The 21,175-nt window shown below is 72.0% G+C and carries 21 protein-coding genes and 6 pseudogenes; 9 read left to right on the top strand and 18 right to left on the bottom strand.

Annotated elements, in window-relative coordinates:
* Nucleotides 1–16 precede the first annotated feature (16 nt).
* From SSPS47_RS30330 to SSPS47_RS30350, 5 genes and pseudogenes are all read right to left on the bottom strand, one after another.
* Complete coding sequence (locus SSPS47_RS30330) at nt 17–196, bottom strand: hypothetical protein (RefSeq protein WP_164253709.1); 180 nt, start codon at nt 194–196, stop codon at nt 17–19.
* Nucleotides 193–1,281: pseudogene (locus tag SSPS47_RS30335) on the bottom strand (IS110 family transposase); the annotation flags it as partial. The gene SSPS47_RS30330 and the pseudogene SSPS47_RS30335, both read right to left, overlap by 4 nt.
* A gap of 152 nt (nt 1,282–1,433) precedes the next feature.
* Nucleotides 1,434–2,465 carry a TerC family protein gene (locus SSPS47_RS30340; protein ID WP_147877776.1) on the bottom strand — a complete coding sequence of 344 codons (1,032 nt, stop codon included), beginning with the start codon at nt 2,463–2,465 and terminating at the stop codon, nt 1,434–1,436.
* A gap of 144 nt (nt 2,466–2,609) precedes the next feature.
* Nucleotides 2,610–3,935, bottom strand: coding sequence for a geranylgeranyl reductase family protein (locus tag SSPS47_RS30345; protein ID WP_239065113.1), 1,326 nt, complete (start codon nt 3,933–3,935; stop codon nt 2,610–2,612).
* 184 nt (nt 3,936–4,119) lie between these two features.
* The gene (locus SSPS47_RS30350) at nt 4,120–5,157 is read right to left on the bottom strand and encodes a hypothetical protein (protein ID WP_164247439.1); all 1,038 of its coding nucleotides are present in this window, start codon (nt 5,155–5,157) and stop codon (nt 4,120–4,122) included.
* Between the two features lie 47 nt (nt 5,158–5,204).
* Between SSPS47_RS30350 and SSPS47_RS30355 the strand changes: the two genes are divergently transcribed.
* The 5 genes and pseudogenes from SSPS47_RS30355 to SSPS47_RS30370 all read left to right on the top strand — a co-directional run bounded on the left by SSPS47_RS30355 (nt 5,205) and on the right by SSPS47_RS30370 (nt 8,120).
* The gene (locus tag SSPS47_RS30355; RefSeq protein ID WP_164253710.1) at nt 5,205–5,396 is read left to right on the top strand and encodes a BBE domain-containing protein; all 192 of its coding nucleotides are present in this window, start codon (nt 5,205–5,207) and stop codon (nt 5,394–5,396) included.
* Nucleotides 5,396–5,971 (top strand): annotated as a pseudogene (locus SSPS47_RS30360) (class I SAM-dependent methyltransferase); the annotation flags it as partial. The gene SSPS47_RS30355 and the pseudogene SSPS47_RS30360, both read left to right, overlap by 1 nt.
* Nucleotides 5,972–6,013: 42 nt before the next feature.
* Nucleotides 6,014–6,453 (top strand): annotated as a pseudogene (locus SSPS47_RS35715) (VOC family protein).
* Between the two features lie 117 nt (nt 6,454–6,570).
* Nucleotides 6,571–7,452 carry a sigma-70 family RNA polymerase sigma factor gene (locus SSPS47_RS30365; protein WP_164253711.1) on the top strand — a complete coding sequence of 294 codons (882 nt, stop codon included), beginning with the start codon at nt 6,571–6,573 and terminating at the stop codon, nt 7,450–7,452.
* A 59-nt stretch (nt 7,453–7,511) separates the two neighbouring features.
* Nucleotides 7,512–8,120 (top strand): TetR/AcrR family transcriptional regulator, encoded by a 609-nt coding sequence (locus tag SSPS47_RS30370; RefSeq protein ID WP_164253712.1) that lies wholly within the window; start codon nt 7,512–7,514, stop codon nt 8,118–8,120.
* Between the two features lie 24 nt (nt 8,121–8,144).
* Here SSPS47_RS30370 and SSPS47_RS30375 read toward each other — a convergent pair whose 3' ends face one another.
* The 11 genes and pseudogenes from SSPS47_RS30375 to SSPS47_RS35725 all read right to left on the bottom strand — a co-directional run bounded on the left by SSPS47_RS30375 (nt 8,145) and on the right by SSPS47_RS35725 (nt 17,060).
* Nucleotides 8,145–8,726: a TMEM165/GDT1 family protein gene (locus SSPS47_RS30375; protein WP_164253713.1), complete on the bottom strand. Its 582-nt coding sequence runs from the start codon at nt 8,724–8,726 to the stop codon at nt 8,145–8,147.
* A gap of 335 nt (nt 8,727–9,061) precedes the next feature.
* A complete protein-coding gene (locus SSPS47_RS30380; RefSeq protein ID WP_164253714.1) occupies nt 9,062–10,063 on the bottom strand; it encodes a proline racemase family protein in 1,002 nt (333 codons plus the stop codon).
* Complete coding sequence (locus SSPS47_RS30385; protein WP_164253715.1) at nt 10,063–11,013, bottom strand: dihydrodipicolinate synthase family protein; 951 nt, start codon at nt 11,011–11,013, stop codon at nt 10,063–10,065. Before SSPS47_RS30385 ends, SSPS47_RS30380 begins: the two co-directional genes overlap by 1 nt.
* On the bottom strand, nt 11,010–12,557 hold the full coding sequence (locus SSPS47_RS30390; RefSeq protein WP_164253716.1) for an NAD(P)/FAD-dependent oxidoreductase: 1,548 nt from the start codon (nt 12,555–12,557) through the stop codon (nt 11,010–11,012). The genes SSPS47_RS30385 and SSPS47_RS30390 overlap by 4 nt, the downstream gene beginning before the upstream one ends.
* The gene (locus tag SSPS47_RS30395) at nt 12,554–12,880 is read right to left on the bottom strand and encodes a (2Fe-2S)-binding protein (protein WP_164253717.1); all 327 of its coding nucleotides are present in this window, start codon (nt 12,878–12,880) and stop codon (nt 12,554–12,556) included. Before SSPS47_RS30395 ends, SSPS47_RS30390 begins: the two co-directional genes overlap by 4 nt.
* Nucleotides 12,877–14,124, bottom strand: coding sequence for an FAD-binding oxidoreductase (locus tag SSPS47_RS30400; protein WP_164253718.1), 1,248 nt, complete (start codon nt 14,122–14,124; stop codon nt 12,877–12,879). The genes SSPS47_RS30395 and SSPS47_RS30400 overlap by 4 nt, the downstream gene beginning before the upstream one ends.
* Before the next feature lie 59 nt (nt 14,125–14,183).
* The gene (locus tag SSPS47_RS30405; protein WP_164253719.1) at nt 14,184–14,801 is read right to left on the bottom strand and encodes a cupin domain-containing protein; all 618 of its coding nucleotides are present in this window, start codon (nt 14,799–14,801) and stop codon (nt 14,184–14,186) included.
* A gap of 106 nt (nt 14,802–14,907) precedes the next feature.
* Nucleotides 14,908–16,215, bottom strand: a complete 1,308-nt coding sequence (locus tag SSPS47_RS30410; protein ID WP_239065114.1) for a DUF1266 domain-containing protein — start codon at nt 16,213–16,215, stop codon at nt 14,908–14,910.
* 108 nt (nt 16,216–16,323) lie between these two features.
* Nucleotides 16,324–16,629: pseudogene (locus tag SSPS47_RS30415) on the bottom strand (SAM-dependent methyltransferase); the annotation flags it as partial.
* 7 nt (nt 16,630–16,636) lie between these two features.
* Nucleotides 16,637–16,805 (bottom strand): annotated as a pseudogene (locus SSPS47_RS35720) (arsenical-resistance protein); the annotation flags it as partial.
* Nucleotides 16,802–17,060, bottom strand: a pseudogene (locus tag SSPS47_RS35725) (hypothetical protein). The pseudogenes SSPS47_RS35725 and SSPS47_RS35720, both read right to left, overlap by 4 nt.
* A gap of 137 nt (nt 17,061–17,197) precedes the next feature.
* Between SSPS47_RS35725 and SSPS47_RS30425 the strand changes: the two are divergent.
* Both SSPS47_RS30425 and SSPS47_RS30430 read left to right on the top strand, forming a co-directional pair.
* On the top strand, nt 17,198–17,638 hold the full coding sequence (locus SSPS47_RS30425; RefSeq protein WP_164253720.1) for an ArsI/CadI family heavy metal resistance metalloenzyme: 441 nt from the start codon (nt 17,198–17,200) through the stop codon (nt 17,636–17,638).
* A 71-nt stretch (nt 17,639–17,709) separates the two neighbouring features.
* Nucleotides 17,710–17,976, top strand: coding sequence for a hypothetical protein (locus tag SSPS47_RS30430; RefSeq protein WP_147877757.1), 267 nt, complete (start codon nt 17,710–17,712; stop codon nt 17,974–17,976).
* A gap of 55 nt (nt 17,977–18,031) precedes the next feature.
* Here SSPS47_RS30430 and SSPS47_RS30435 read toward each other — a convergent pair whose 3' ends face one another.
* Nucleotides 18,032–19,012, bottom strand: a complete 981-nt coding sequence (locus SSPS47_RS30435) for an acetylxylan esterase (RefSeq protein WP_164253721.1) — start codon at nt 19,010–19,012, stop codon at nt 18,032–18,034.
* 96 nt (nt 19,013–19,108) lie between these two features.
* Between SSPS47_RS30435 and SSPS47_RS30440 the strand changes: the two genes are divergently transcribed.
* Nucleotides 19,109–19,681: a substrate-binding domain-containing protein gene (locus tag SSPS47_RS30440; protein ID WP_275405197.1), complete on the top strand. Its 573-nt coding sequence runs from the start codon at nt 19,109–19,111 to the stop codon at nt 19,679–19,681.
* Here SSPS47_RS30440 and SSPS47_RS30445 read toward each other — a convergent pair.
* Complete coding sequence (locus SSPS47_RS30445; protein ID WP_164253722.1) at nt 19,647–20,093, bottom strand: hypothetical protein; 447 nt, start codon at nt 20,091–20,093, stop codon at nt 19,647–19,649. The two genes, SSPS47_RS30440 and SSPS47_RS30445, sit on opposite strands and share 35 nt — an antisense overlap.
* A gap of 335 nt (nt 20,094–20,428) precedes the next feature.
* Between SSPS47_RS30445 and SSPS47_RS30450 the strand changes: the two genes are divergently transcribed.
* Complete coding sequence (locus SSPS47_RS30450; RefSeq protein WP_164253723.1) at nt 20,429–21,142, top strand: cupin; 714 nt, start codon at nt 20,429–20,431, stop codon at nt 21,140–21,142.
* The last annotated feature ends 33 nt before the right edge of the window (nt 21,143–21,175 follow it).

Genomic DNA, 21,175 nt, shown 5'->3' on the forward strand with positions numbered 1-21,175 from the left:
GAACCCCGTGCGCCGGTCACTCCCGTTCCATGGTGGCAGGCGGTGCCGCGTGCTGCGTCCGGGCAACGGCGCCCCGGTCGCGACCGGGGCGCCGCTCGGGCATCTGGCGGAGCATGCCGCGAATTCTCTGGCGGGGTGCCTCTATGTCGTTCGTCAATCCCGCGCTGCCGGTTTCGGGGGTGTTGGTCTCTTTCATGCGGCGAGGGTGACGGTGGGTGTTCGGGGCTCGTAGAAGGTGCCGTCGCGGAGCATGGCGAACAGGACGCTGATGCGTTGGCGGGCGAGGCGGAGAAGGGCTTGGGTGTGGGTTTTGCCGCGGGCTCGTTGCTTGTCGTAGTAGGCGCGGGAGGCGGGATCGGCGTTCATGCAGGCGAAGGCGGACAGGAACATGGCCCGCTTCAGCTGCCGGTTTCCGCCTCGGGGGGCGTGTTCGCCATGGATCGAGGTTCCCGAGGACTTCGTCGCCGGGGCCAGGCCGGCGTAGGAGGCGAGGTGGGCGGCGGTGGGGAAGTTGGTGCCGTCGCCGATGGTGGTCAGCAGGACTGCTGCGGTCCTGACGCCGACGCCGGGCATCGAGGTCAGGACCTGGGAAAGAGGGTGGGCCTCCAGCAGGGTGCTGATCTGTGTTTCCAGGGCCCGGCGCTGTTCGTGGACGGCGGCGAGCGAGCGGGCCGGGGACGGGACCACGATGTCGAGGGTGCCGGTGCCGGGAACGGTGACGGTCTGTTCGTCCAGGGCGTCGAAGACGTCGTCGATCAGCCGGGCGGCCATGCGCGGGGCTTTGGGCCGGATGAGCTCGATGAGTCTGCGTCGGCCGGCTTTGCGCAGGGCGGCCGGGGACCCATAGCGCTCCAGGAGCCAGGTGACGGCCTGGTGATCGAGGCGGGGGCCCGAAACGCGTTCCAGGCTGGGGTGGAACTGGGTGAGCAGGCCGCGTATGCGGTTGCTGGTGCGGGTGGCCTCGGCGGCGAGGTCTTGGTCGAAGCCGGTCAGGACGGTGAGCTCGGCGGTGATCTCGTCGGCAAGTTCGAGCGAGCGCAGGGTGTGGGGCAGGGTGCGGGCGGCGTCCGCGATCACGGCCGCGTCCTTGGCGTCGGTCTTCGCCTCGCCGGGGTAGAGGTCGGCGATCCGGCGCATCGCGAGTCCTGGCAGGTAGGCGACCTTGCAGCCGGTGTCCCGGGCGACGGCCAGGGGCAGGGCGCCGATGGAGGCGGGCTGGTCCACGATCACCAGCACCGTGCCGAACTTCGCGGCCAGCTTCTCGAAGACGGCCCGCAGTTCTAGGGGTCGCGGACCGGCCGGGGACGACGGCGCACGGGACGATGCGTACGACGGCGCACGGGTGATGCGCAGGATGGCGCGTACGGCGACGGCCGGGCACGCGCCAGGCCCTGTCCGACGAGCGGACAGGGCCTGGTCGGTGATGCGCGGGCTCAGCCCTGGGCGTCCGTCTTCTCGGCCGCCTCCGGCTCGTCCGCCCCGGTCTTCGCCGCCTCCTGCTCGGCGGCTTCCCGCTCCGCGATCTTCTTCGAGGCCGCCAGGCTGGTGATCGTCGTGATGATCAGCACGCCGCAGATGACGCTCAGCGAGACGGGGAGGGAGATCTCCGGCACGTGCAGGCTCGTCGTCTCGTGGATGCCGTGCAGGACCAGCTTCACGCCGATGAAGGCGAGGATGACCGACAGCCCGTAACTGAGGTGGACCAGCTTCTTCAGCAGGCCGACGATCAGGAAGTACAGCTGCCTCAGGCCCATCAGCGCGAACGCGTTGGCCGTGAAGACGATGTACGGGTCCTGGGTGAGGCCGAAGATCGCGGGGATCGAGTCCACCGCGAAGAGCACGTCGGTGATGCCGATCGCCAGCATGACGATCAGCATCGGGGTGGCCAGCCGCTTGCCGTTCTCGCGGATGACCATCTTCGTGCCGTGCCACTTGTCGGTGGAGGGCAGCCGCCGTTCGACGGCCTTCATCAGGCGGCCCTCCTCCCAGTCCTCGTCGTCCTCGCCGGCCCGCGCCTCCTGGATGAGCTTCCAGGCGGTGTAGATGAGGAAGGCGCCGAAGATGTAGAAGACCCAGGCGAAGGAGTTGATCGCGGCAGCGCCCGCCGCGATGAAGACGGCGCGCAGCACCAGCGCGATCAGCACGCCGATCATCAGCACGCGCTGCTGGTAGATCGTGGGGACCGCGAACTTCGCCATGATCAGCACGAAGACGAAGAGATTGTCGACGCTGAGCGACTTCTCCGTGACGTAGCCCGCGAAGAACTCGCCGGACGCCTGTCCGCTGCCCCAGATCGCCAGGCCGGTGCCGAAGAGTACGGCGAGAACGATCCAGACGATCGTCCAGACGCCCGCTTCCTTGATCGAGACTTCGTGCGGCTTCCGGCCGCCAATGAAGAAGTCGGCCGTGATGAGTGCGCACAAGCCCACAATCGTGAGCACCCACATGGTCGTTGAGACGTCCAACCCCGGTCCCTCCCTATGTTCTGAAGGGCCAACGGTACAAGGATGGCCAAGAAATGGTAAAGAGAAGGTCTAAAATCCCTGGTCGTGGCGGTCCTCACACGTCTCGGCAAGCCCCCGCCACGGGGGCTGCCGATGCGCCCGGATTCATCGTTTCGGTGTCCCGCGGCCCAGGGCCGGCCGGGGCACGAGACGCAGCAGGCTGTGCAGGACGGCGTCGATCGCGTCGTGGCCCGGTTCGTCGGCGACCTCGGTCAGCAGCCGCGCGAGCGAACGGACCAGGACGGGGGAGGACATGACACGGCGGTGCAGGACGGGCCGGTAGCCGTACCGTCCGAGGACGAGGTCGGCGGCCCGGTTCCCCAGCCGGTAGTAGCGCCCCCAGAGGCGGTTGATCTCCTTCGGGTACTGCCGCAGCGCCTCCTCCCGCCCCGGCCCGCTCGGGCGCAGCAGGGCGAGGACGACGGCTTCGGCGGCGGCCTCGCCGGCCTCCATGGCCTGTGCGACACCCTCGCCGCTCCAGGGGCTGATCATGCCCGCGCTGTCGCCGACCAGCAGCAGACCGCGGCTGTACTGAGGCCGCCGGTTGAAGCCCATCGGCAGTGCCGCGCTCCGCAAGGGTGAATCGGCGTTCTCCTCACTCAGCCCCCACTCCTTCGGCAGGCGCGCGAGCCACTGATCCATGGTGGTCCGCAGATCGACCGCTCCGTGGCGGCGGTGGGGCAGGGACCCCAGGCCGACGTTGACCCGGCCATCACCCAGGGGGAAGATCCATCCGTATCCGGGCAGGTCACGGCCGGTGCGGGAACAGCGCAGATCGGCCCAGAGCTCAAGGTAGGGGTCGTGGGTACGGGAGGGGCTGCGGTAGTAGCGGCGGGCCGCGGTGGCGATCGGGCGGGTCGGGTCGCGGTCCAGGCCCATGGCGAGGGCCGTCCTGGCGGAGGCACCGTCGGCGGCGATGACGACCGGCGCGCGGTACGTCCTCGGCTGCTTGTCGGCGCCCGCGACGGCCGTCACGCCGATGATCCGTCCGGCGCGGTCCGTCAGGGGTCCGGTGGCTCTCACCTCCGCGCGCAGCCGTGCCCCGGCCTCGCAGGCGTGGCGGACCAGGATGTCGTCGAAGTCGTAACGGCTGCGGGTGAGTCCGAAGTCGGGGTGACCGCCGAGACGGGGCCAGTCGATGTGCACCTGCCGGCCCTCGCACATCCAGCGCATCCCCCGTGTGCGCGTCCAGCCGGGGGCGTCGATGTCGACGCCCATGCGTACGAGCTGCCGCACGCCGCGCGGTGTGAGGCCGTCGCCGCAGACCTTCTCCCGGGGGAACGTGCCCTTCTCCAGCAGCAGGACATCGACGCCCGCTCGTGCCAGATACATGGCGGCGGTCGCGCCGGCGGGCCCCGCGCCCACCACGATCACTCGCGCCTCTTCGTCACCGGTGACCGCGTCCGGCCGCCGCGGGTCTGTACTGGGCACGTACGCCTCCTGGAATCGTCGGCTGACCGTGTCCGCACCGTGCTGCGCGAGCTTCCGCGGCTTCGTCGCGGGTACAGCTGGTCACGTCCAATGGGACGGAGTTACCCAATTCGCAGTCCGCGCAGTCCCTCCGGTCACGGCGCGCGGTGGACTCCGTCGGCTTCCGGGCTTCGGAACGGAGCCGTCACGCGGCCTTCGTCGGGACGCGGTCCGGCTCGGTGGGTGACACGGATCGGCGCCCCTGCGGACCGTTGGCCGCAGGGGCGCCGATGTCACCGTCGGAGTCAGCCGGGGGTCTGGGCCCGGCGGCGGCGTACGACGAGGACGATGCCCGTACCCGCGACCACCGCCGCGGCGGCAGCGCCCGCGCGATCGGCAGCGTCGAGGAGGAGCCGGTGCTGGCCAGGTCGCCGCCGGCCGTGGCCGACTCGCTGCCGCCGGTCGATGAGGAGCCGGAACCGCCGGTCGACGAGGAGCCGCCGTCCGAGCCGCCGCTGCCACCGGTCGAGCCACTGGAGCCGCCGGTCGAGCCGCCGCCGGTGGATCCGCCCGATCCGGACGTCCCACCGCCCGTCACGTCCAGCGTGATGGTGGCCGTGTCGTTGGTCTTGTCGGGGTCGAACGGCCGCGCCTCACCGCTCAGCGCCACCGAACCCCTGGCGCCCGCCACCCGCTTGTCGATCTTCAGCTCGAAGGTGTAGGTCTCGCCCCCGCCCTCGTCGACCCACCGCTGGCTGGTGCCGCAGTCGTACGTCTTCCCCTTGGGCTCGCAGAACCCGTGGGGCTTGACGACCGACGTTCCGGCGGGCGGCGTGATGAGGACGCCGACGAGCGGGTCACCCTCCCTCGTCAGCACCCAGCCGGGACCGGCGTTGGTGAACTTCACCTTCAGGGTGACCGTTTCACCGACGCGCCCCGCCAACTCGTCGCCCGTCACCCGGTAGTCGGCCGTGTTGACGGAGGTGACCGTAACGTCGACGGCGCTCTCGGTGCCCTCGTCCCCGTCCTGACGCTCCACCAGCTTCACCGCGGGCGCGGTCCCGGCGACCGGCGGCGTGGCGTTCTCGTCCAGCTCCGGATCGGTGCCGCCGACGTACACACGCAGGTCGTCGTGGAGCGCGTGGTCCAGCGCTTTGATCGCGAGAGCCTTCTCGGGCGCGTAGACGACACCGGGCTCCACCTTCTGGTCGAACTCGCACACGACGTTCGACTTCTCGGTCATCTCGTCGTAGGACGGGGCCTGGTGGGCCTCGCAGTTGGACGGGATCGTTGTACCGCGCGCTCAGCCGCCGGCTGCGTACCGACGCCGCGTACGTCAACTTCCCCGACCCGGATCTGCGGGACTGGCAGCACGCCTACTACGGTGCCAACTACGAGCGCCTGGTGGCGGTCAAGCGACGGTACAACCCGGCGGGCCTGTTCCGGTACGCGCAGTCCGTCGGCAGCCCCGGGCGCCGCTGATGTCCGGACCGACCCCGCCCGACGACGCGGGCGCCGCGAACCCCTGGCAGCGGTTCGACGATCTGTACGCCGACCGGCCGCCGTGGGAGATCGGGCGCCCGCAGCAGGTGTTCCTCGATCTCGCGCGGTCCGGCGCCATCCGGGGGCGGGTGCTGGACGTCGGCTGCGGGACCGGGGAACAGGTGCTCATGTGCGCCGGCCTCGGCCTCGACGCCACCGGCGTGGACCTGGCGGCCACCGCGCTGCGGGCCGCCGAGGAGAAGGCACGCCGACGCGGCCTGTCCGCACGGTTCCTCCACCACGACGCGCGCGAGGTGGCCGGTCTGGGGGAGCGGTTCGACACGGTGCTGGACAGCGGGCTGTTCCACATGCTCGACCCCGACGACCGCGCCGCCTTCGCGAGCGGCCTGCGGGCGGTGCTGCGCCCCGGAGGCCGCTACTTCATGATCTGCTTCAGCGACCGGGAGCCCGTGACACCCGGCGCCAGTGGTCCGCACCGGCTGACCCGGGACGACATCACGGCCGCGTTCGCCGGAGCGCTGCGGATCGACTCGATCGAACCGGCCACGATCGAGATCATCTCGGACCCGGCGGGCATCCGCGCCTGGTCCGTCGCCATGACGGCGGACCGGGTGACGGCGGAGGACCGGGGGATTCTGGCCGGGGCCGCGTGGCGACCCGGCTGCCGGCCCAGGACCTGGACCGGGCGCGGCGTTTCTACTCCGAGCGGCTCGGTCTGGAGCCCGTCGACGAACGCCCCGGTGGCCTGCTGTACCGGTGCGGGGGCACGGAGTTCGTGCTGTTCCGGTCGACGGGGGCCTCGCCCGGCACGTTCACGCAGATGGCGTTGACGGTCGACGGCATCGAGAGCGTCGTGGCGGAGCTGAAGCGGCGCGGCGTGGTGTTCGAAGAGGTCGACGCACCCGGGTTCCGGACGAGGGACGGGATCGCCGAGATCGAGGGGAACTACCCGAGCAAGGGTGCCCGGGGCGAGCGCGGCGTCTGGTTCCGTGACAGCGAGGGGAACATGCTGGGCATCGGGGAACCGGTCGTCTGAGGCGTACGGCGGCGGTCGGGCCACCCGTGACCGCCGCTCGCTCGTGTCCACCGGTTACCTTCGCTCCTCCGGGTTCGTCATCAGTCATGACGGAACTCGCCTGAGGAAGGTGACAACATGAGCGGACCAGCCCCGGACGAAGCCCTGGCGGGAGCCTTCGAGGAGCAGCGCGGGCGCCTGGTGGCGGTGGCGTACCGGATGCTCGGATCGCGGGCGGACGCCGAGGACGCGGTCCAGGAGGCCTGGCTGAGGCTGGCACGCCAGGATCCGGCCTCGATCGACAACCTCGCCGGCTGGCTGACCACCGTGGTCGGCCGGGTCTGCATCGACGTGCTGCGCTCGCGGAAGGCCCGTCCCGAGGCGTCGTACGACGACCGGCTGCCCGAACTGGTGGTGACCGAGGACTTCGGCGCAGCGCCCGAGGACGACGCGCTGCTCGCGGAATCGGTCGGCCTGGCACTGCTGGTGGTGCTCGGCACCCTCCGCCCCACCGAGCGGCTGGCGTTCGTGCTGCACGACATGTTCGCGGTGCCGTTCGAGGAGATCGGCCAGATCATCGGCAGGTCCACGGACGCCACGAAGATGCTCGCCAGCCGGGCCCGCAGGAAGGTGCAGGACACACCGCGTCCGACTGGGGAACGCCACCAGCAGCGGGCGGTCATCGACGCCTTCCTCGCGGCGGCGCGCGGCGGTGACTTCGAAGGACTGCTGCGGCTGCTCGACCCGGACGTGACGTGGCGCTCCTACTCCGCGCGTGGCGTGGTCGTCAGGCTGGGCGCGGCCGAGGTGGTCGGCAGGGCCCAGCTCGGGGCGCGTGCCGCGGTGACCGCACGCCCCGCCCTTGTCAACGGCGAGTCCGGGATCGTGGCGTGGGGACCGAACGGCAAGCTGCTGGGCGTGATGGCGTGCACCGTGGCCGACGGCCGGATCGTCGAGATCCTCTCCGTGAGCGACCCGGCCCGCCTCGCGGCCATGGACCTGCCGGCGCATCCCGGATAGCGGTCGTCCCGGACGGGACCTTGCGGACCAACCGGTACAGAAGAGATACCCTGTCTCCCATGGAGCTCAACCGCACGGCGCCGATCGGTCGCCCCAGAGCCTTCGACGCAGACAAGGCCCTCGACAGAGCCATGCGCGTCTTCTGGGAGAAGGGCTATGAGGGCGCCAGCATCACCGATCTCACCGGCGCCATGGGCATCACCCGTACCAGCATGTACGCGGCCTTCGGCAACAAGGAGGCGCTGTTCCGCAAGGCGCTGGAGCTCTACGCCGCGGGCCCCGCGGCGTACGCGACCGAGGCGTTGCGGGAACCCACCGCCCTGAAGGTGGCCACGGCGTTCCTGCGCGGTTCCATCCGCACCACCACTTCGTCCGACGCCCCCGCCGGCTGTTTCGGCGTCCAGGGCTCTCTCGCCGCGGGCGACCCCGCTCGCTTCGCCCGTGACGCCCTCGTCGTCTGGCGCAACGAGGGCATGCGGAGCCTCCGCGACCGGTTCCAGCGGGCCGTCGCCGAGGGCGACCTCCCTCCCGACAGCGATCCCCTGCTGCTCGCCCGCTACGTCATGACCGTGGCGAACGGCATCGCCGTCCAGGCCGTCGGCGGCGCGACCCACGAGGATCTCGAACTGGTGGCCGACATGGCCCTGAGGAGCTGGCCGACCGTCTGAGGTCGCTGTCCGGGCAGCCCCGTGTCAGAGGGTGAACGCCTCGACGAGGGTCCAGACGGCGAGGCCCGCCATGCACGCCGCCCCGATGCGCTGCACGGTCTTGAGCGGTACGCGCTGTGCGATGAAGCGACCCACCAGCAGGGCGAGCGCGGAGACCGACATCAGCGCGAGGGCCGAGCCGATCGCGGTGGGCAGCCACCCGTTGGCGGCGGCCAGGTTGGCCGTCGTGATCTGGGTCAGGTCGCCCCATTCGCTGATGAAGACGGCCGTGAACGCGGTGGTGTACACGGGCCAGAAGCCGGTGACTGTCTTGCCGCCGCCCTCTTCCTCGTCGTCGCCCCCGCCGCGCAGCAGGACGAAGGCGCCGAACGCGAACAGCGCCGCCGATACGAGCTTGACGGCCATCGCCGGGAGCAGACTCAGCAGGCTTCCGGCGCCGACCGCGATGGCGACGTGCACGAGGAAGGCGGTGGACGTGCCGAACCACACGTACAGCGGTCGCATCCGGGTGCCCATGGCCAGCGAGGCGAACATCGTCTTGTCGGGGAGCTCCGCGAGGAAGACCAGCCCGAAAGCGGTGAGCACCGCCAGGGGGTCGAAGGTCATTCTCTTGACTTTCTGCCGGGGCCGGGCCGTAGCTCGTGCGGCACCCGGAGGGCGACGGGAAGAACCACTCGACCCGGCACGATGGTGCGGCCCACACAGCGGTGCGGGCCGGAATCATGCCTTGGTCGAAGGTCTCGTCCGCCCCCGCAGAGTATGCGGCGGCCCGGTGGCCGGGACGCCCGAGGACGTCCAGTGTGTCGACCAGCGGTTCTCGGGACTACTCCCCTTCGCTGCCGCCGATCGTAACAGGCGCCGTCGGACGGCCCGGAGACCGGATCGGAGGAAGGATTCCGAGGACTGATCGGAGACGGATCAGGGACTGATTCAGGGACGGATCAGAGGACGAAGCCGTTCGGGAACGGATCCGCCGGGTCCAGCAGATAGTTGGCCGTTCCGGTGATCCACGCGCGGCCCGAGAACTCCGGCACCACGGCCGGTACCCCCGTGACCTCGCTCGTGCCGACCAACCGCCCGGTGAACCGCGTCCCGATGAACGACTCGTTGACGAACTCCGTGTCCAGCGCCAGCTCCCCACGGGCATGGAGCTGCGCCATCCGGGCGCACGTACCGGTACCGCAGGGGGACCGGTCGAACCAACCCGGCCGGATCGCCATGGCGTTGCGGGAGTGCCGGGCGTCCGAGCCGGGCGCGAGGAACTGCACGTGCTTGCAGCCGCGGATCGCCGGGTCCGCCGGATGCACCGGCGGACTGTGCGCGTCGACGGCCTCCGAGATCGCGAGCCCCGCCGCGAGGATGTCGTCCTTGCGCGCCCGGTCGAAGGGCAGCCCGAGGGACGCCAGATCCACGATGGCGTAGAAGTTGCCCCCGTACGCCATGTCGTACCGGACCTCGCCCAGTCCCGGCACCGTCACCTTCGCGTCCAGCTCCAGCGCGAACGCGTCGACATTGCGCAGCGTGACCTGCTCGGCGACGCCGTCGCGCACCGTCACACGGGCCTCGACCAGGCCGGCCGGGGTGTCGAGACGTACGACGGTCTCGGGCTCGGTGACCGCTACCATCCCGGTCTCCACCAGTACGGTCGCCACCCCGATCGTCCCGTGCCCGCACATCGGCAGGAAGCCGCTGACCTCGATGTACAGGACGCCCCAGTCCGCGTCCGCGCGGGTCGGCGGTTGCAGGATCGCCCCGCTCATCGCCGGATGCCCACGAGGCTCGTCGACCAGGAACCGCCGCAGCGGGTCCAGGTGTTCCATCGCGTGGCGGCGGCGCTCGGCCATCGTGTCGCCGGGGACGGGCGCCACCCCCGCGGTGACCACGCGCGTCGGCATGCCCTCCGTGTGGGAGTCGACCGCGCTGACCGTCCGCACGCTGCGCATCAGTCCTGCCGCCCTTCCGTGGTGAGGAAGTCGATCGCCTGCCGCATCTCGGCGGTGATCTGCTCGCGGTGGGCGGGGATCAGCGGGCCGCGCGGCGGGCGGCAGGGGCCGCCGTAGCGGCCGACCATCTCCATGCCCAGCTTGATGGCCTGGACGAATTCGGTGCGTGAGTCCCAGCGGAACGCGGCGACCAGCGGCCGGTAGAGGGCGCGCGCCTCCTCCAGCCGCCCTTCCGTGGCGAGCCGGAAGAGGCGGGCGGACTCGGCGGGGAAGACGTTGGGGAAGCCGGCGAACCACCCGGTGGCCCCCATCAGCATGCTCTCCAGCGCCACGTCGTCGGCGCCGCTGATCACGTCGATGCCGGGGGCCCGCTCCTTGATCTCCAGCACGCGCCGTACGTCGCCGGAGAATTCCTTGACCGCCAGGACGTTGTCTATCCCGGCGATCTCCGCCAGCAGTCGGGGCGTCAGATCGACCTTGGTGTCCACGGGGTTGTTGTAGACCATGACCGGCAGGCCGACCGCGGCCACGGCCTCGAAGTGCGCCACCACCTCGGCGGGGTTGGCCCGGTACATGGTCGGGGGCAGACAGAGCACCCCGTCCGCGCCGTCCTCCGCCGCGGCCTCGGCCCATCGCACGGCCTGGTGCGAACCCGGTCCGTGCACGCCGACGACGACCTTGCCGCGACCGCGTACCGCCTCGACGGCGGTACGGGCCACGGTGCGGCGTTCGTCGTCGGTCAGCGACGAGTACTCGCCCAGCGAACCGTTGGGCCCGACCCCGTCGCAGCCGTTGTCGACGAGCCAGCGGCAGTGTTCCGCGTAGGCGTCGTAGTCGACGGCGAGGCCCGCCGGGGCCGACGGGTCCGGCCGGTAGGGGAGCGCGGTCGCGACGACGACGCCGGTCGGCGGGTTGGGGCGGTTGGGCCCGTCGGTGCTGGTGCTGCTCATGAAGTGCTCTCCTCCACAGGGGAGTCGGGATGCGCGGACGGGTCGGAGGAGCCCGGTGGGGGCTCGGGCGGACGGGCCAGCTCGCCGAGACTGATCGGCTCGGCGACGGGCCGGTGATGGGGGCCGGCGCCCGCGTCGGCGGTACGGCGCAGTTCGGCGACCGTGGGCCCGCAGATCCGGGCCTGGCAGGGGCCGAGGCCGGCCCGCGTCGCGAGCTTGGCCACCGCCGGTTCCGTACGGGTGGGGTCGACGGCCGACCGGCGCACCGCCGCGTAGGTCGTCTCCTCACAGCGGCAGATCACGGTGTCGGGACGCAGCCAGCCGGGCCAGGCCCGGCCGATGGGATGGGCGGCTGCCAGTCGCGCGGCGAACGCCCTGCCCCGGTCGCGGTTCGCGCGCAGCGTGGCCAGGGCGCGGGATTCCGGGGGGCCGCCCGCCGCGATCCAGCCGGCCACGGCGCCCTCGGCGCGCGAGGCCGGGGCACCGGCGAGGCCGGTGATCTCGCCCGCCGCGTACACACCGGGCCGGCTCGTCCGCTGGTCGTCGTCCACGTCCACGAAGACCTCGGACGGTGAACCGGCATGCGAACCGGCCGGTGTCCCGGCTGACGACGGGCGAAGGGCGCATCCGGCGGCGACCGGCAACTCCAGTCGCGGGGTGAACCCGTGACCGACACAGACGGCGTCCACGGCGAGGACGCGTTCGCTGCCCGGTACCACCGACCAGTCCGCGCGGACGCGGGCGGTGACGATCTCCTCGACCCGGCCGTCCCCACGCGCCTCGACGACCGCCCGGCCGAGCCGGTAGGGGACCCGGTGGCGCCCCAACGCCGCCGCGTACGACAGGAGTTCGCCGGACTTGCCGAGCTGCGGCCCCAGTTCCCACGGGCGGCGCAGCCAGCCGCCGGTCAGCGCTCCCGGCCTGCCCGCCTCCAGCACCTCCAGCACCCGGGACCCGGCCTCCAGCAGAGACGTCGCCACCGGCAGGAGGAACGGCCCCGTGCCCGCGACCACCACCCGGTCCCCGACGGCCACGCGCTCTCCCTTTGCCAGTGCCTGGGCCGCCCCCGCGGTGTAGACGCCGGGCAGGTCCCAGCCGGGGAACGGGAGCACCCGGTCGTGCGCTCCGGCGGCGAGCACCAGGGCGTCGGGCTCCAGCACATGGCGGCGCCGGGGCGTACCGCTCAGGACGTGCACCAGCGGCGGCCCTTCCCCCTTCGGACCGGCCGTGCCGGCCGGGTCGGCCGCGTCGCGGCGCTCCAGCGCCCATACGGAACTCTCCGCCCACCAGGCACAGCGCGGGTGCCCGAGCACCCGGCGGACGCGGCGGTCGAAGGAGCGGTAGCCGTGCTGGAGGACTGCGGGGTCGGTCGCCCCGTACGCCTCCGGCAGCATGCGGTGGTACTGGCCGCCGGGCCGTTCGGCCGTGTCGATCAGCGTCACTTCGGCGCCCGCCGCCAGCGCCGCGTCGGCGGCGGCGAGGCCGGCGGGCCCGGCTCCCACGACGACGACACGACGGCGGCCCGCCGCCGGTTCTCCCCTCATGAGCCCTGTCCGTCCCGCTCGCCGGTCGCCCGTGACTGCGTGGTCACCGCGTCACCGTCCCTGGCGCGACGGCGGCACGCCCGTACGTCACGCTCGTCGTTCACCGTCACCAGACAGTCGAAGCAGACACCGATGCCGCAGAACACACCGCGCGGTGCCCCGGAGAGGGCCCGGCGCCAGGACGTCCGGCCGGCGGCCAGCAGCACCCCGGCCAGCGTCTGGCCGACGACGCCGGTGTACGGATCACCGTCCACCGTGATGGTCAGCGGCCGGTCCCGGCGGCCGGCCGGGTCGGACCCGGCGGGTACGAGACGTGGGCTCATGGTCCCTCCCCGGCGGTGCCCGGAGCGTCGAGTGGGCCGCCGAGCACCGCGGGCCGGTCCACTCGGAACGGACTCGTGTCGATCGCCGTCGCACTGCCGGTCAGCAGCTCGCGCAGCAGCCGCCCGGTGCCGACGGACAGCCCGATCCCCGCGCCCTCGTGACCCGTCGCGTGCCAGAGTCCGGCCAGCCGAGGATCGGCGCCGATGACGGGCAGATGGTCCGGGACGTAGGGGCGGAAGCCCCCGTACGCACGCATGACGTGAACGCCCGCCAGGCGGGGGAAGAGCTTCAGGGCCTTGGCCGCGACCGCGGACAGCACCTCGGGGCGCAGGCGGTCGTCGAAGCCGACGCGCCGCCGCGACGACCCGAGCAGGATGCTCCCCGCCCGCGTCGACTCGACCACGGCCGAGGTCTGGAGATCCCCCGCGCCGCTGCCCACCGCGCCCACGTAGTCCGCGTCGTACACCTTGTGGAAGACCGTCGGCGGCAGGGGAGTGGTGACCAGCACCTCACCGCGGCGCGGGCGGATGTCCAGCGGAACGCCGAGCCGCCGTGCGACCTCGCCCGACCACGGCCCGGCCGCGTTGACGAACACGTCGGACTCCACCGGCCCGTCCGCCGTGCGCACGCCCGTCAGCCGGCCGCCGCGGGTGACGGCGCCGAGCACCTCGTGGCCGGTACGCAGACGTGCCCCGGCCCGCAGGGCGTCGGCGAGCAGGGCGGTGGCCGCGCCGGCCGGCTGGACCTGCGCGTCGTCGGGGTAGTACACGGCGGCGGTGCGACGCTCGGTGAGGAAGGGCTCGGCGGCGGTCAGGGCGTCGTCGTCCATGGTCTCGGCCCGTACTCCCGCCGCGCGCTGGGCCGCCGCGAAGGGGAGCAGCGCCTCGGCGCCCTCGGCCGTGGTCGCCACGACGATGCCGCCCTTGGGGTCCCACTCGACCGCGTCCGGGCTGTCCGGCTCGCTCGGGCGCTCCAACTCGTGCGACTTGTGCGGCGACGGGGTCCGTCCGGCGAGATCGGCCAGCACCTCGGGCCACAACCGGCGGGACAGCTGGGCGAGTTCCAGCTCGGGGCCGGGGCCCTTGTCGGAGACCAGCACGTTCCCCTCGCCGTGCGAGGTGGTCGCGGCGGCGGCCCCGGAACGGTCCAGTACGAGCACGTCGAAACCGGCGACGGCGAGTTCGCGGGCGCAGGCGGCGCCGATGATCCCGGCGCCCACAACGACCACTCGTGTTCGGTTCACCGGACCTCCGCGTTCTGCATAACGAACGAGGTTGAGGCTATGGCGACGCCCCTGAGGTGTCAACGACACCCTCGGGGCCGTGGCTGGTGCGGCGTTCCCGGCGCTTCGTGCGGGGCGGCGCCCCCCGACCGGTAGTGGAGCAGCAGTACCGATCGCACCGGCCCGTCGTGCGCCGCGTAACGGTGCGGGAGTGAGGCGTCGAAGGAGACGTAGTCGCCGGGGCCCAGTTCCACCTCGTGCCCGTCCACCTCGACCGAGAGGGTGCCGCTCTGCACGACGGTGTGCTCGGTCCCGGCGTGCCCGAGCGACGGCTGCCGCGCGCCACCGCGCACCTGCTGGTCGTACACCTCCATGATGACCCCGCCCGCCTCGATCCGCCGGAGCGGGCGCAGGTCGACGCCCTCGCCGCTCAGTACGTCCACCTCGGCCGCCCGCACCACGGTCATCGCCTCAGCGTGGCCGGTGTCCAGGAGGTCGGAGATGGGCACCTCCAAGGCGCGGGAGAGGCTGAAGACCGTCTCGATGGTCGGATTGCCGGTGGCCGACTCCAACTGCGAGAGGGTCGCCTTGCCGATCCTGGAGAGCCGGGACAGCTCGGAGAGCGACAGGCCGCGCCGGCCCCTCTCCCGGCGGAGATTGGCGGCCAGCGCGCTTCGGACCGGGCTGCTGGGGGACATCGGGCGATCTCCTTCGACCGTCAGGTCTGTTCACTCCGGTCCGTTCGCTTCGGTGGACGGCGAAGAGGCCGGTTCGTTCGATATCGCGAACGGTACTCGACCGTCGTCACCCCGCGTCGAACGGAACCGTCCGCCACGGACTGTCCGGTGTGGTCGCCAGCGCGAGATGGGCGTCGAGCACGGTCGTGTACCAGGGGCCGAACTCCTCCTCGTCGAAGTGGAGACACCGCCCCAGCACATAGCCGGCGGAGAACTCCTCCCACGAGCCGTACGCCGCGCGCGCGGCCACCGACGCGCGTTCGAGCGCCGTGTGCATCTCGGCCTCGGTGGCGTACCGGGCGCCCCGGCCCCAGCGGGCCATCTTGGAGCCGCGGCCGATGTCCCACGCGGCGACCGACCGGACGACGCCGTCGGGCGGCAGGAGCCCGTCGGCACGGAAGCGGGACTCGTAGCGGAGCAACTTGCCCACCAGGGCTCGGAGATGAGCCACGAAGTCGTCGAACTCGGCGTCGTCGGTGGACGTTCCGGTCCGGGCGGCCTGGTCGCGCAGTGTGGTCTCCACACAGTCGCGCCACTGTTCGGCGTCGACGCGGGGGCCCCGCGCGGCGATCAGCGCCGTACGCGCGCCGAGGACGAAGTCCCAGTACCACGGGCTGACTTCGCGTTCGAGCAGCCGCTCCTCGATCGCGAGCCAGTCCGCGCGGTCGTGGACGCCCCACGAGTCCGCGACGCGTTCCCGCTCACCCTGGTGGCCCATGCCGTGCCAGTGCGTGGTGTTCCACGCGTCGCCGTTCGTGAAGCACAGGTGCGCGCCGCAGGCGAGGCCGTGCAGCAGCGGGCCGGCCGGTGGGGCGCCGGTGCGCCGGGTCACCACACGGTCCATCAACTCGTCGCAGGAGAAAAGCTCGTGATGGAGGTCGAGCCAGACGTCCCGCTCCTCGTCGTCGGTGGGGAAGTACTGCTCGCAGGGTGTGGCCACGTTGACCGCGAGGATGTCCACCCCGGCGGGGAGTATGTGCGCGAGCGCGCCCAGGGTCGCGTACTCGTAGACGAGATACGGGTGCGGCCTCGGCAGCAGGCCCGCCGTGTAGACCTGGGCCACGGTGCGGCCGTCGGGGATCTCGTTGGTGAGCATCGGGTACGTGCCCTCGTGGGCGGCCAGTGCCTCGTCGAGCCTGACCGGGTAGTACACGCCCTCGATGGCGACGGCACGCAGATACGCGTACACGTTGCCGGTCCCGGCCAGCTTGTGGAGATGCTGCTCCAGGTCGGTGGGTGCCTGCCAGCGGCTGCCGTCCTGCGGGCCGGTGACGAACGGGAAGAACTCGTCGTGGACCTCGTCCTCGGCCGCCGTCTGCATGGGGTCCCCCTCCGTACCGTACCGATACCGGCCCTGCTCAGGCCGCAAGATCATCCACATACGGTACCGGTGACGGCGGACGCCTCCGTACAGCGTCCACACGGGCCGTCGGTGTCCTTCCGGTCGCCAACCCGCCTGCGGAAAGGGCGATATGACGTGCCGTCAGTGAGCGGGCTCCTCCCACACCGAGACGTGCCGGTCGCTCTCGCTCGTGAAGGGCTCGCCCTTCCAGCCCGCCCACCTCTCGCGCAGCCGCATCCCGGCGAGCAGGGCCATCGGGTCGAGTTCGGCCGGCCAGACGTACCGGAACGGCACCGACCAGTAGTCGCCGCGGCCGTCGACGACCTCGACGTAGTTGGAGCTCATCTCCTGCGCCGCGACGTCGTAGACGTCGAACGACCAGCGTGTCGGGCTCACATGGAACGGCACCACGTCCTGGCCCGCCGGGAGCTTTCGCAGCTCGGGCAGCATGGTCTGAGACGCCGGTGACGGTGACCTTCGCGAGCGCGTCCCCCGGACCGGGGACGAGGCGGCCGAGGCCGAGGCCCCCGGCCATCGCGAGCAGGGATCCACACGGCGAGGAAGCGGTCCAGGAACGACAGCCGCCCGGCCACCGGCCCGGTCGCGCCGGCTTCCGCGCTCACGAGGCGCTTTCGGCGGGTGCGGGTGCGGGTGCGGTCTCGGCCGGAGGCTGCCCGCCCGGCCGGGTCAGGATCGCGGCGAGCCGGTCGGTCATCTCCGGCAGTAGCCGGTAGTACACCCAGGTCCCGCGCCGCTCGGAGTCGATCCGCTCGCGAGGCGATCATCGACAGCAGCCGCAGCCTGACCGGGTCGCCCAGGGCCTTGAACACCCTTGCCAGTACGTCCGCCTGGCCGGCGTCCAGCGGCGCGGTCGGCAGGGCGGGGCAGCATTCGTCGGCGCCCTGGCCGAGGACGACGAGCTCTTGTTTCTACATGCTTCTATGTTGACGGATGTCGAAACAAGACGCAAGCTTGAATCGACAGTCATCGATACAAGAAGACCGGGAGGACAGTCATGCCCCGTGCCCAGCTCGCCCTCAACGTCGCCGACCTCGAAGGCTCGATCGCCTTCTACTCCAAGCTCTTCGGCGTCGAACCCGCCAAGCGCCGCCCCGGCTACGCGAACTTCGCGATCACCACCCCGCCGCTCAAGCTCGTGCTGATCGAGGGCGAGCCCGGTCAGGAGACCCGCCTCGACCACCTCGGCGTCGAGGTCGACACCACCGACGAAGTCACCGCCGCCACCACCCGCCTCAAGGACGCCGGGCTCGCCACCTTCGAGGAGAACGACACCTCCTGCTGCTACGCCGTCCAGGACAAGGTGTGGGTCCACGGCCCCGGCAAGGAGCCGTGGGAGGTGTACGTGGTGAAGGCCGACGCCGACCGGATGGGCAAGAGCGCCGCCGTAACCGATGCCCGCCCTGTCGCCGCCTCGGACGACGGCTGCTGCCGCTGACGGCCTGTCCGTGACCGATGCTCCGCCCGCCCGGGGCCCGGCTGTCAGTGGTGGCTGAGATGCTGGCGTTCATGGACGAACTGAAGCGGCGCCGGGTGTACGGCGCCGACCACGAGGACCCGGACCCCGGGCCGCGGGCCGGCCACAGCTACCGGGAGCTGTGCGCGGGTCCGCTCGACGGGCTGCTCCTGGACGTCACCGGCTGGACGGATCAGGAGCTGGCCGAGGGAGCGACACTGCCCACCGAGATAGGTGCGTACGGGCCGGGCGGGCGCACCCTCTACGGGCCGCGCGCCGACGATCCGGGACGCTGGGACTGGCAGGGCGACTCGCGCTGAATCGCGCCTTCGAGTGGCGCCTTCGCATCGCGCGCCTTCCGCCCGGCCGCCGTGCTCAGCTCCCGCCGAGCCCCTTCGGTGTCCGCGGGAAGCGCAGTTGCTCCAGGTCCTGGAAGTGGCCGCCGCCCTCGTGGCGGTTCCCCGGCCAGACCCGGATGTCCTTCGGCCCCGACCAGTGGTTGTACGCGGCGAACACCGTGGACGGTGGGCAGATGTCGTCCATCAGCGCAGCGGAGAACAGCGCCGGGGCGCTTGCGCGGGCCGCGATGTTGACCCCCTCGAAGTACGACAGCGTGCTGAACACCCGCTCGGCCGACTCCCGGTGGGTGCGCAGATACGTCCAGATCTCGCGGTACGCGTTGCCCTCCACCACCTGGAGCGCTCGCCGGTAGTGGCAGAGCGAGGGCTGGTTGACCAGCGCCGCGCTCACGTCGTAGCTCAGTGCCGACGCGGCCAGGGCGATGCCGCCGCCCTGGCCGCCGCCGGCGATGACGATCCGTGCCGGGTCGACCGACGGATGGGTTCGGGCGGCGTCGACGGCACGGACCGCGTCGGTGAAGACCCGGCGGTAGTAGTAGTGGGCCGGGTCCTCGATGCCCCGGGTGACCATGCCCGGTGACGACGCGCCGCCGCTGCCGTGCGGGTCGCCCGTCGCGCCGGGCTGGAGCGAGCCGCCCTGACCGCGGGTGTCCATCAGCAGATGCGCGTATCCGGCGGAGGGCCAGGTCAGCCACTCGTACGGGAAGCCGTTCCCGCCGCCGTACCCGAGGAAGCCCACCACACACGGCAGCGGCCCGGTGGCGGAGGCCGGGACCAGCAGCCAGCCGGCCACCGGGTCGCCGCCGAAGCCCGGGAAGCTCACGTCGAAGACGTTCACCTCGGTCAGGCAGGCGTCGTACGGGGTGAAGACGGGCGCCCGGTCATGGGTCCGCGCCTCGCCGAGCGTGTCGGCCCAGAAGGCGTCGAAGTCCGACGGCTCCTCCCGGTCGGGGAGGTAGCCGCGCAGTTCCTCCAGGGGTAGGTCCATCAGCGGCATGGCAGCGGTTTCTCTCTCGGTGGGTCGGGTGGGGGGTCAGGCGTCGGAGGTCTTGTCCGGCGCCGGGCGCACGGCACCGGCGCTCGCGCGTGTGTCATCGCGTTCGGTCGGTGGTCGGCGAAGGACACCGGTGACTGGGTGGACGTCGACGGTGCCCACGGCACCGCCGCCGCGGTGGACCACCTGGTGGCGGCCGGACACCGAAAGATCGCCTTCCTGGGCTGGCCGCGCGGTTCGGGCGTCGGTGACGACCGGGCCGGCGGCTGGCGCGAGGCCATGCGCCGGCACGACCTGCCCATACGCGATCTGCGGGTGTCGTCCTTGGACGACGTGGACGCCGCCCGCACCGCGGTCGCCCGCGTCGTGGGCCGCGCAACCGCCGTGGTGGCGGCGAGCGACACCCTCGCGCTCGGCTGCTACCGCGCCCTGCGGGACGCGGGGCTCAGCCCGGGGCGTGACGTGGCGGTCGTCGGCTTCGACGACTCGCCCGCCGCCGGTCTGCTCTCGCCGAGCCTCAGCAGCGTCCGCCAGCCGCTGGGCGAGGTCGGGCGGGCCTGCACCCGGATCCTCATGGCCCGTATCAAAGACCCGGATTCCGCACCGGAGCGCGTGCTGCTGGCGCCCGAACTGATCGTCAGGGAGAGCTCGTCGGCCGAGCCCCGGCCCTGAACCCCGTCCTGGTCCCGGCGTCCCCGCCTCCCCGGCCACCCGGCCCACCGAAGCCCCACAGCACGTCCAACGCGCCTTCCCGCACGGGTCGTCGCCGGATCTCCTCACGCACCACACGCACGATCACCCCGGCGCCCGCCTTGGCCGCCAGCGCCACCCGGAGCTGTGAGCGGAGCGGTGCGCGGGGGGCCGGTGGCGGTTGGGCCAGGCTCTCCGGACGTACGTAAGCCTGCACCAGGTCCACGTCGGCCCATCGGTCGAGACGTGTGTGCTGCTCCAGGTCATGGGCGAGATCGATGAGTTCCGCACGACGCAGTTCGAAGGCGGGCTCGGCAGCGAGGAGCCTCAGTTCCCCTGCCAGTTTCTTCTGCCGCGGGTCCGCCTGCGCCGTGTTGGGTGATACCTGTGCCAACCCTGTTTCCCCCTGAATCAGGTGTTCCCCGTGACCGTGCACCGCGAGTCGCGGCCCGGTCGCCCAACTCGCCGCGACCTTAGGGGGGACGCCTCCGGTATCGCGGTGGTTCCTCGCGTCGTGCTCCGGTCGTTGCGAAAGCGTGCCGCTCCGGGCCGAGTTGAGGATGCCACACGTTAGGTCGCCGCCATGCCACGTTCCCGTCGCCCCTGTCGTTGACAGGGGGACGGAGCGGATCTACGTTCTGGGTGGAAAGCGCTTACTCGGATACTCGGCTGGTTCCAGGGGGAGTGTTGACGACGTCCCGCACAGGCTCATCCACAAGCACGGACGCGGTGTCGGGGTTCGCCGGACTCCCCGGCGCGGTCGCGGTGTCGCACCTGACCGTGTACGACTGGGAGGCGGCCGACGGCCTCCGGGGCGGCACCCCGCACCTCCATCTGACCTGCTCGGAAGGGTATGTCGTGACCGCGGGTCGCGGCGCCGTGCAGACGCTCACGGCCGAGGGGTTCGAGAGCACACCGCTGGAGCCGGGAGCCCTGGTGTGGTTCACGCCGGGCACGATCCACCGGCTCGTGAACGAGGACGGACTGCGGATCGTCGTACTGATGCAGAACAACGGACTCCCCGAGGCCGGGGACGCCGTGCTGACCCTGCCGCCGGAACATCTGAGCGACCCGGAGACGTACGGGCGCCTCGTCCGTGTCCCCGACGGCACCGAGGCCGGACAGGCGGCTTTCGCCCGGCGCAGACGGGACCTGGCGGTCGAGGGGTTCGCGGCGCTGCGCGCGGCGTGGGACGCGGGCGACGAGAAGCCGTTGCTGGACTTCCACCGGGCGGCCGGTGCGCTGGTGGGGCCGAGGCTGGCGGACTGGCGGGCGCGCTGGGAGTCCGGTGCGGCCCGGGCCGCGCGGCAGACCGGTGCGCAGCTCGACCGGCTCACCGAGGGGGACGCCGCGCATCTCGCTAAGGCGCGGGTCCATGCCCGACTGCCGCACGCGCGGGGGAGGTTCGGGATGTGCGGGCGGCTCGACACCTACGCGGTGTGAGATGCGGGTGAGCGGATCGGGGTGGTGCGCCGG

It is taken from the genome of Streptomyces sp. S4.7, from assembly GCF_010384365.1.
In the GTDB taxonomy this organism is placed as follows: Bacteria; Actinomycetota; Actinomycetes; order Streptomycetales; family Streptomycetaceae; genus Streptomyces.

Excerpts from the sequence above, each read along its gene's own strand:
- SSPS47_RS30395 (WP_164253717.1), bottom strand. The coding sequence starts at position 12,880 with ATGAGCCCACGTCTCGTACCCGCCGGGTCCGACCCGGCCGGCCGCCGG.
- SSPS47_RS30385 (WP_164253715.1), bottom strand. The coding sequence starts at position 11,013 with ATGAGCAGCACCAGCACCGACGGGCCCAACCGCCCCAACCCGCCGACC.
- SSPS47_RS30380 (WP_164253714.1), bottom strand. The coding sequence starts at position 10,063 with ATGCGCAGCGTGCGGACGGTCAGCGCGGTCGACTCCCACACGGAGGGC.
- SSPS47_RS30425 (WP_164253720.1), top strand. The coding sequence starts at position 17,198 with ATGCCCCGTGCCCAGCTCGCCCTCAACGTCGCCGACCTCGAAGGCTCG.
- SSPS47_RS30350 (WP_164247439.1), bottom strand. The coding sequence starts at position 5,157 with ATGACCGAGAAGTCGAACGTCGTGTGCGAGTTCGACCAGAAGGTGGAG.
- SSPS47_RS30410 (WP_239065114.1), bottom strand. The coding sequence starts at position 16,215 with ATGATCTTGCGGCCTGAGCAGGGCCGGTATCGGTACGGTACGGAGGGG.
- SSPS47_RS30370 (WP_164253712.1), top strand. The coding sequence starts at position 7,512 with ATGGAGCTCAACCGCACGGCGCCGATCGGTCGCCCCAGAGCCTTCGAC.
- SSPS47_RS30375 (WP_164253713.1), bottom strand. The coding sequence starts at position 8,726 with ATGACCTTCGACCCCCTGGCGGTGCTCACCGCTTTCGGGCTGGTCTTC.
- SSPS47_RS30405 (WP_164253719.1), bottom strand. The coding sequence starts at position 14,801 with ATGTCCCCCAGCAGCCCGGTCCGAAGCGCGCTGGCCGCCAATCTCCGC.
- SSPS47_RS30330 (WP_164253709.1), bottom strand. The coding sequence starts at position 196 with ATGAAAGAGACCAACACCCCCGAAACCGGCAGCGCGGGATTGACGAAC.
- SSPS47_RS30435 (WP_164253721.1), bottom strand. The coding sequence starts at position 19,012 with ATGCCGCTGATGGACCTACCCCTGGAGGAACTGCGCGGCTACCTCCCC.
- SSPS47_RS30390 (WP_164253716.1), bottom strand. The coding sequence starts at position 12,557 with ATGAGGGGAGAACCGGCGGCGGGCCGCCGTCGTGTCGTCGTCGTGGGA.
- SSPS47_RS30430 (WP_147877757.1), top strand. The coding sequence starts at position 17,710 with ATGGACGAACTGAAGCGGCGCCGGGTGTACGGCGCCGACCACGAGGAC.
- SSPS47_RS30365 (WP_164253711.1), top strand. The coding sequence starts at position 6,571 with ATGAGCGGACCAGCCCCGGACGAAGCCCTGGCGGGAGCCTTCGAGGAG.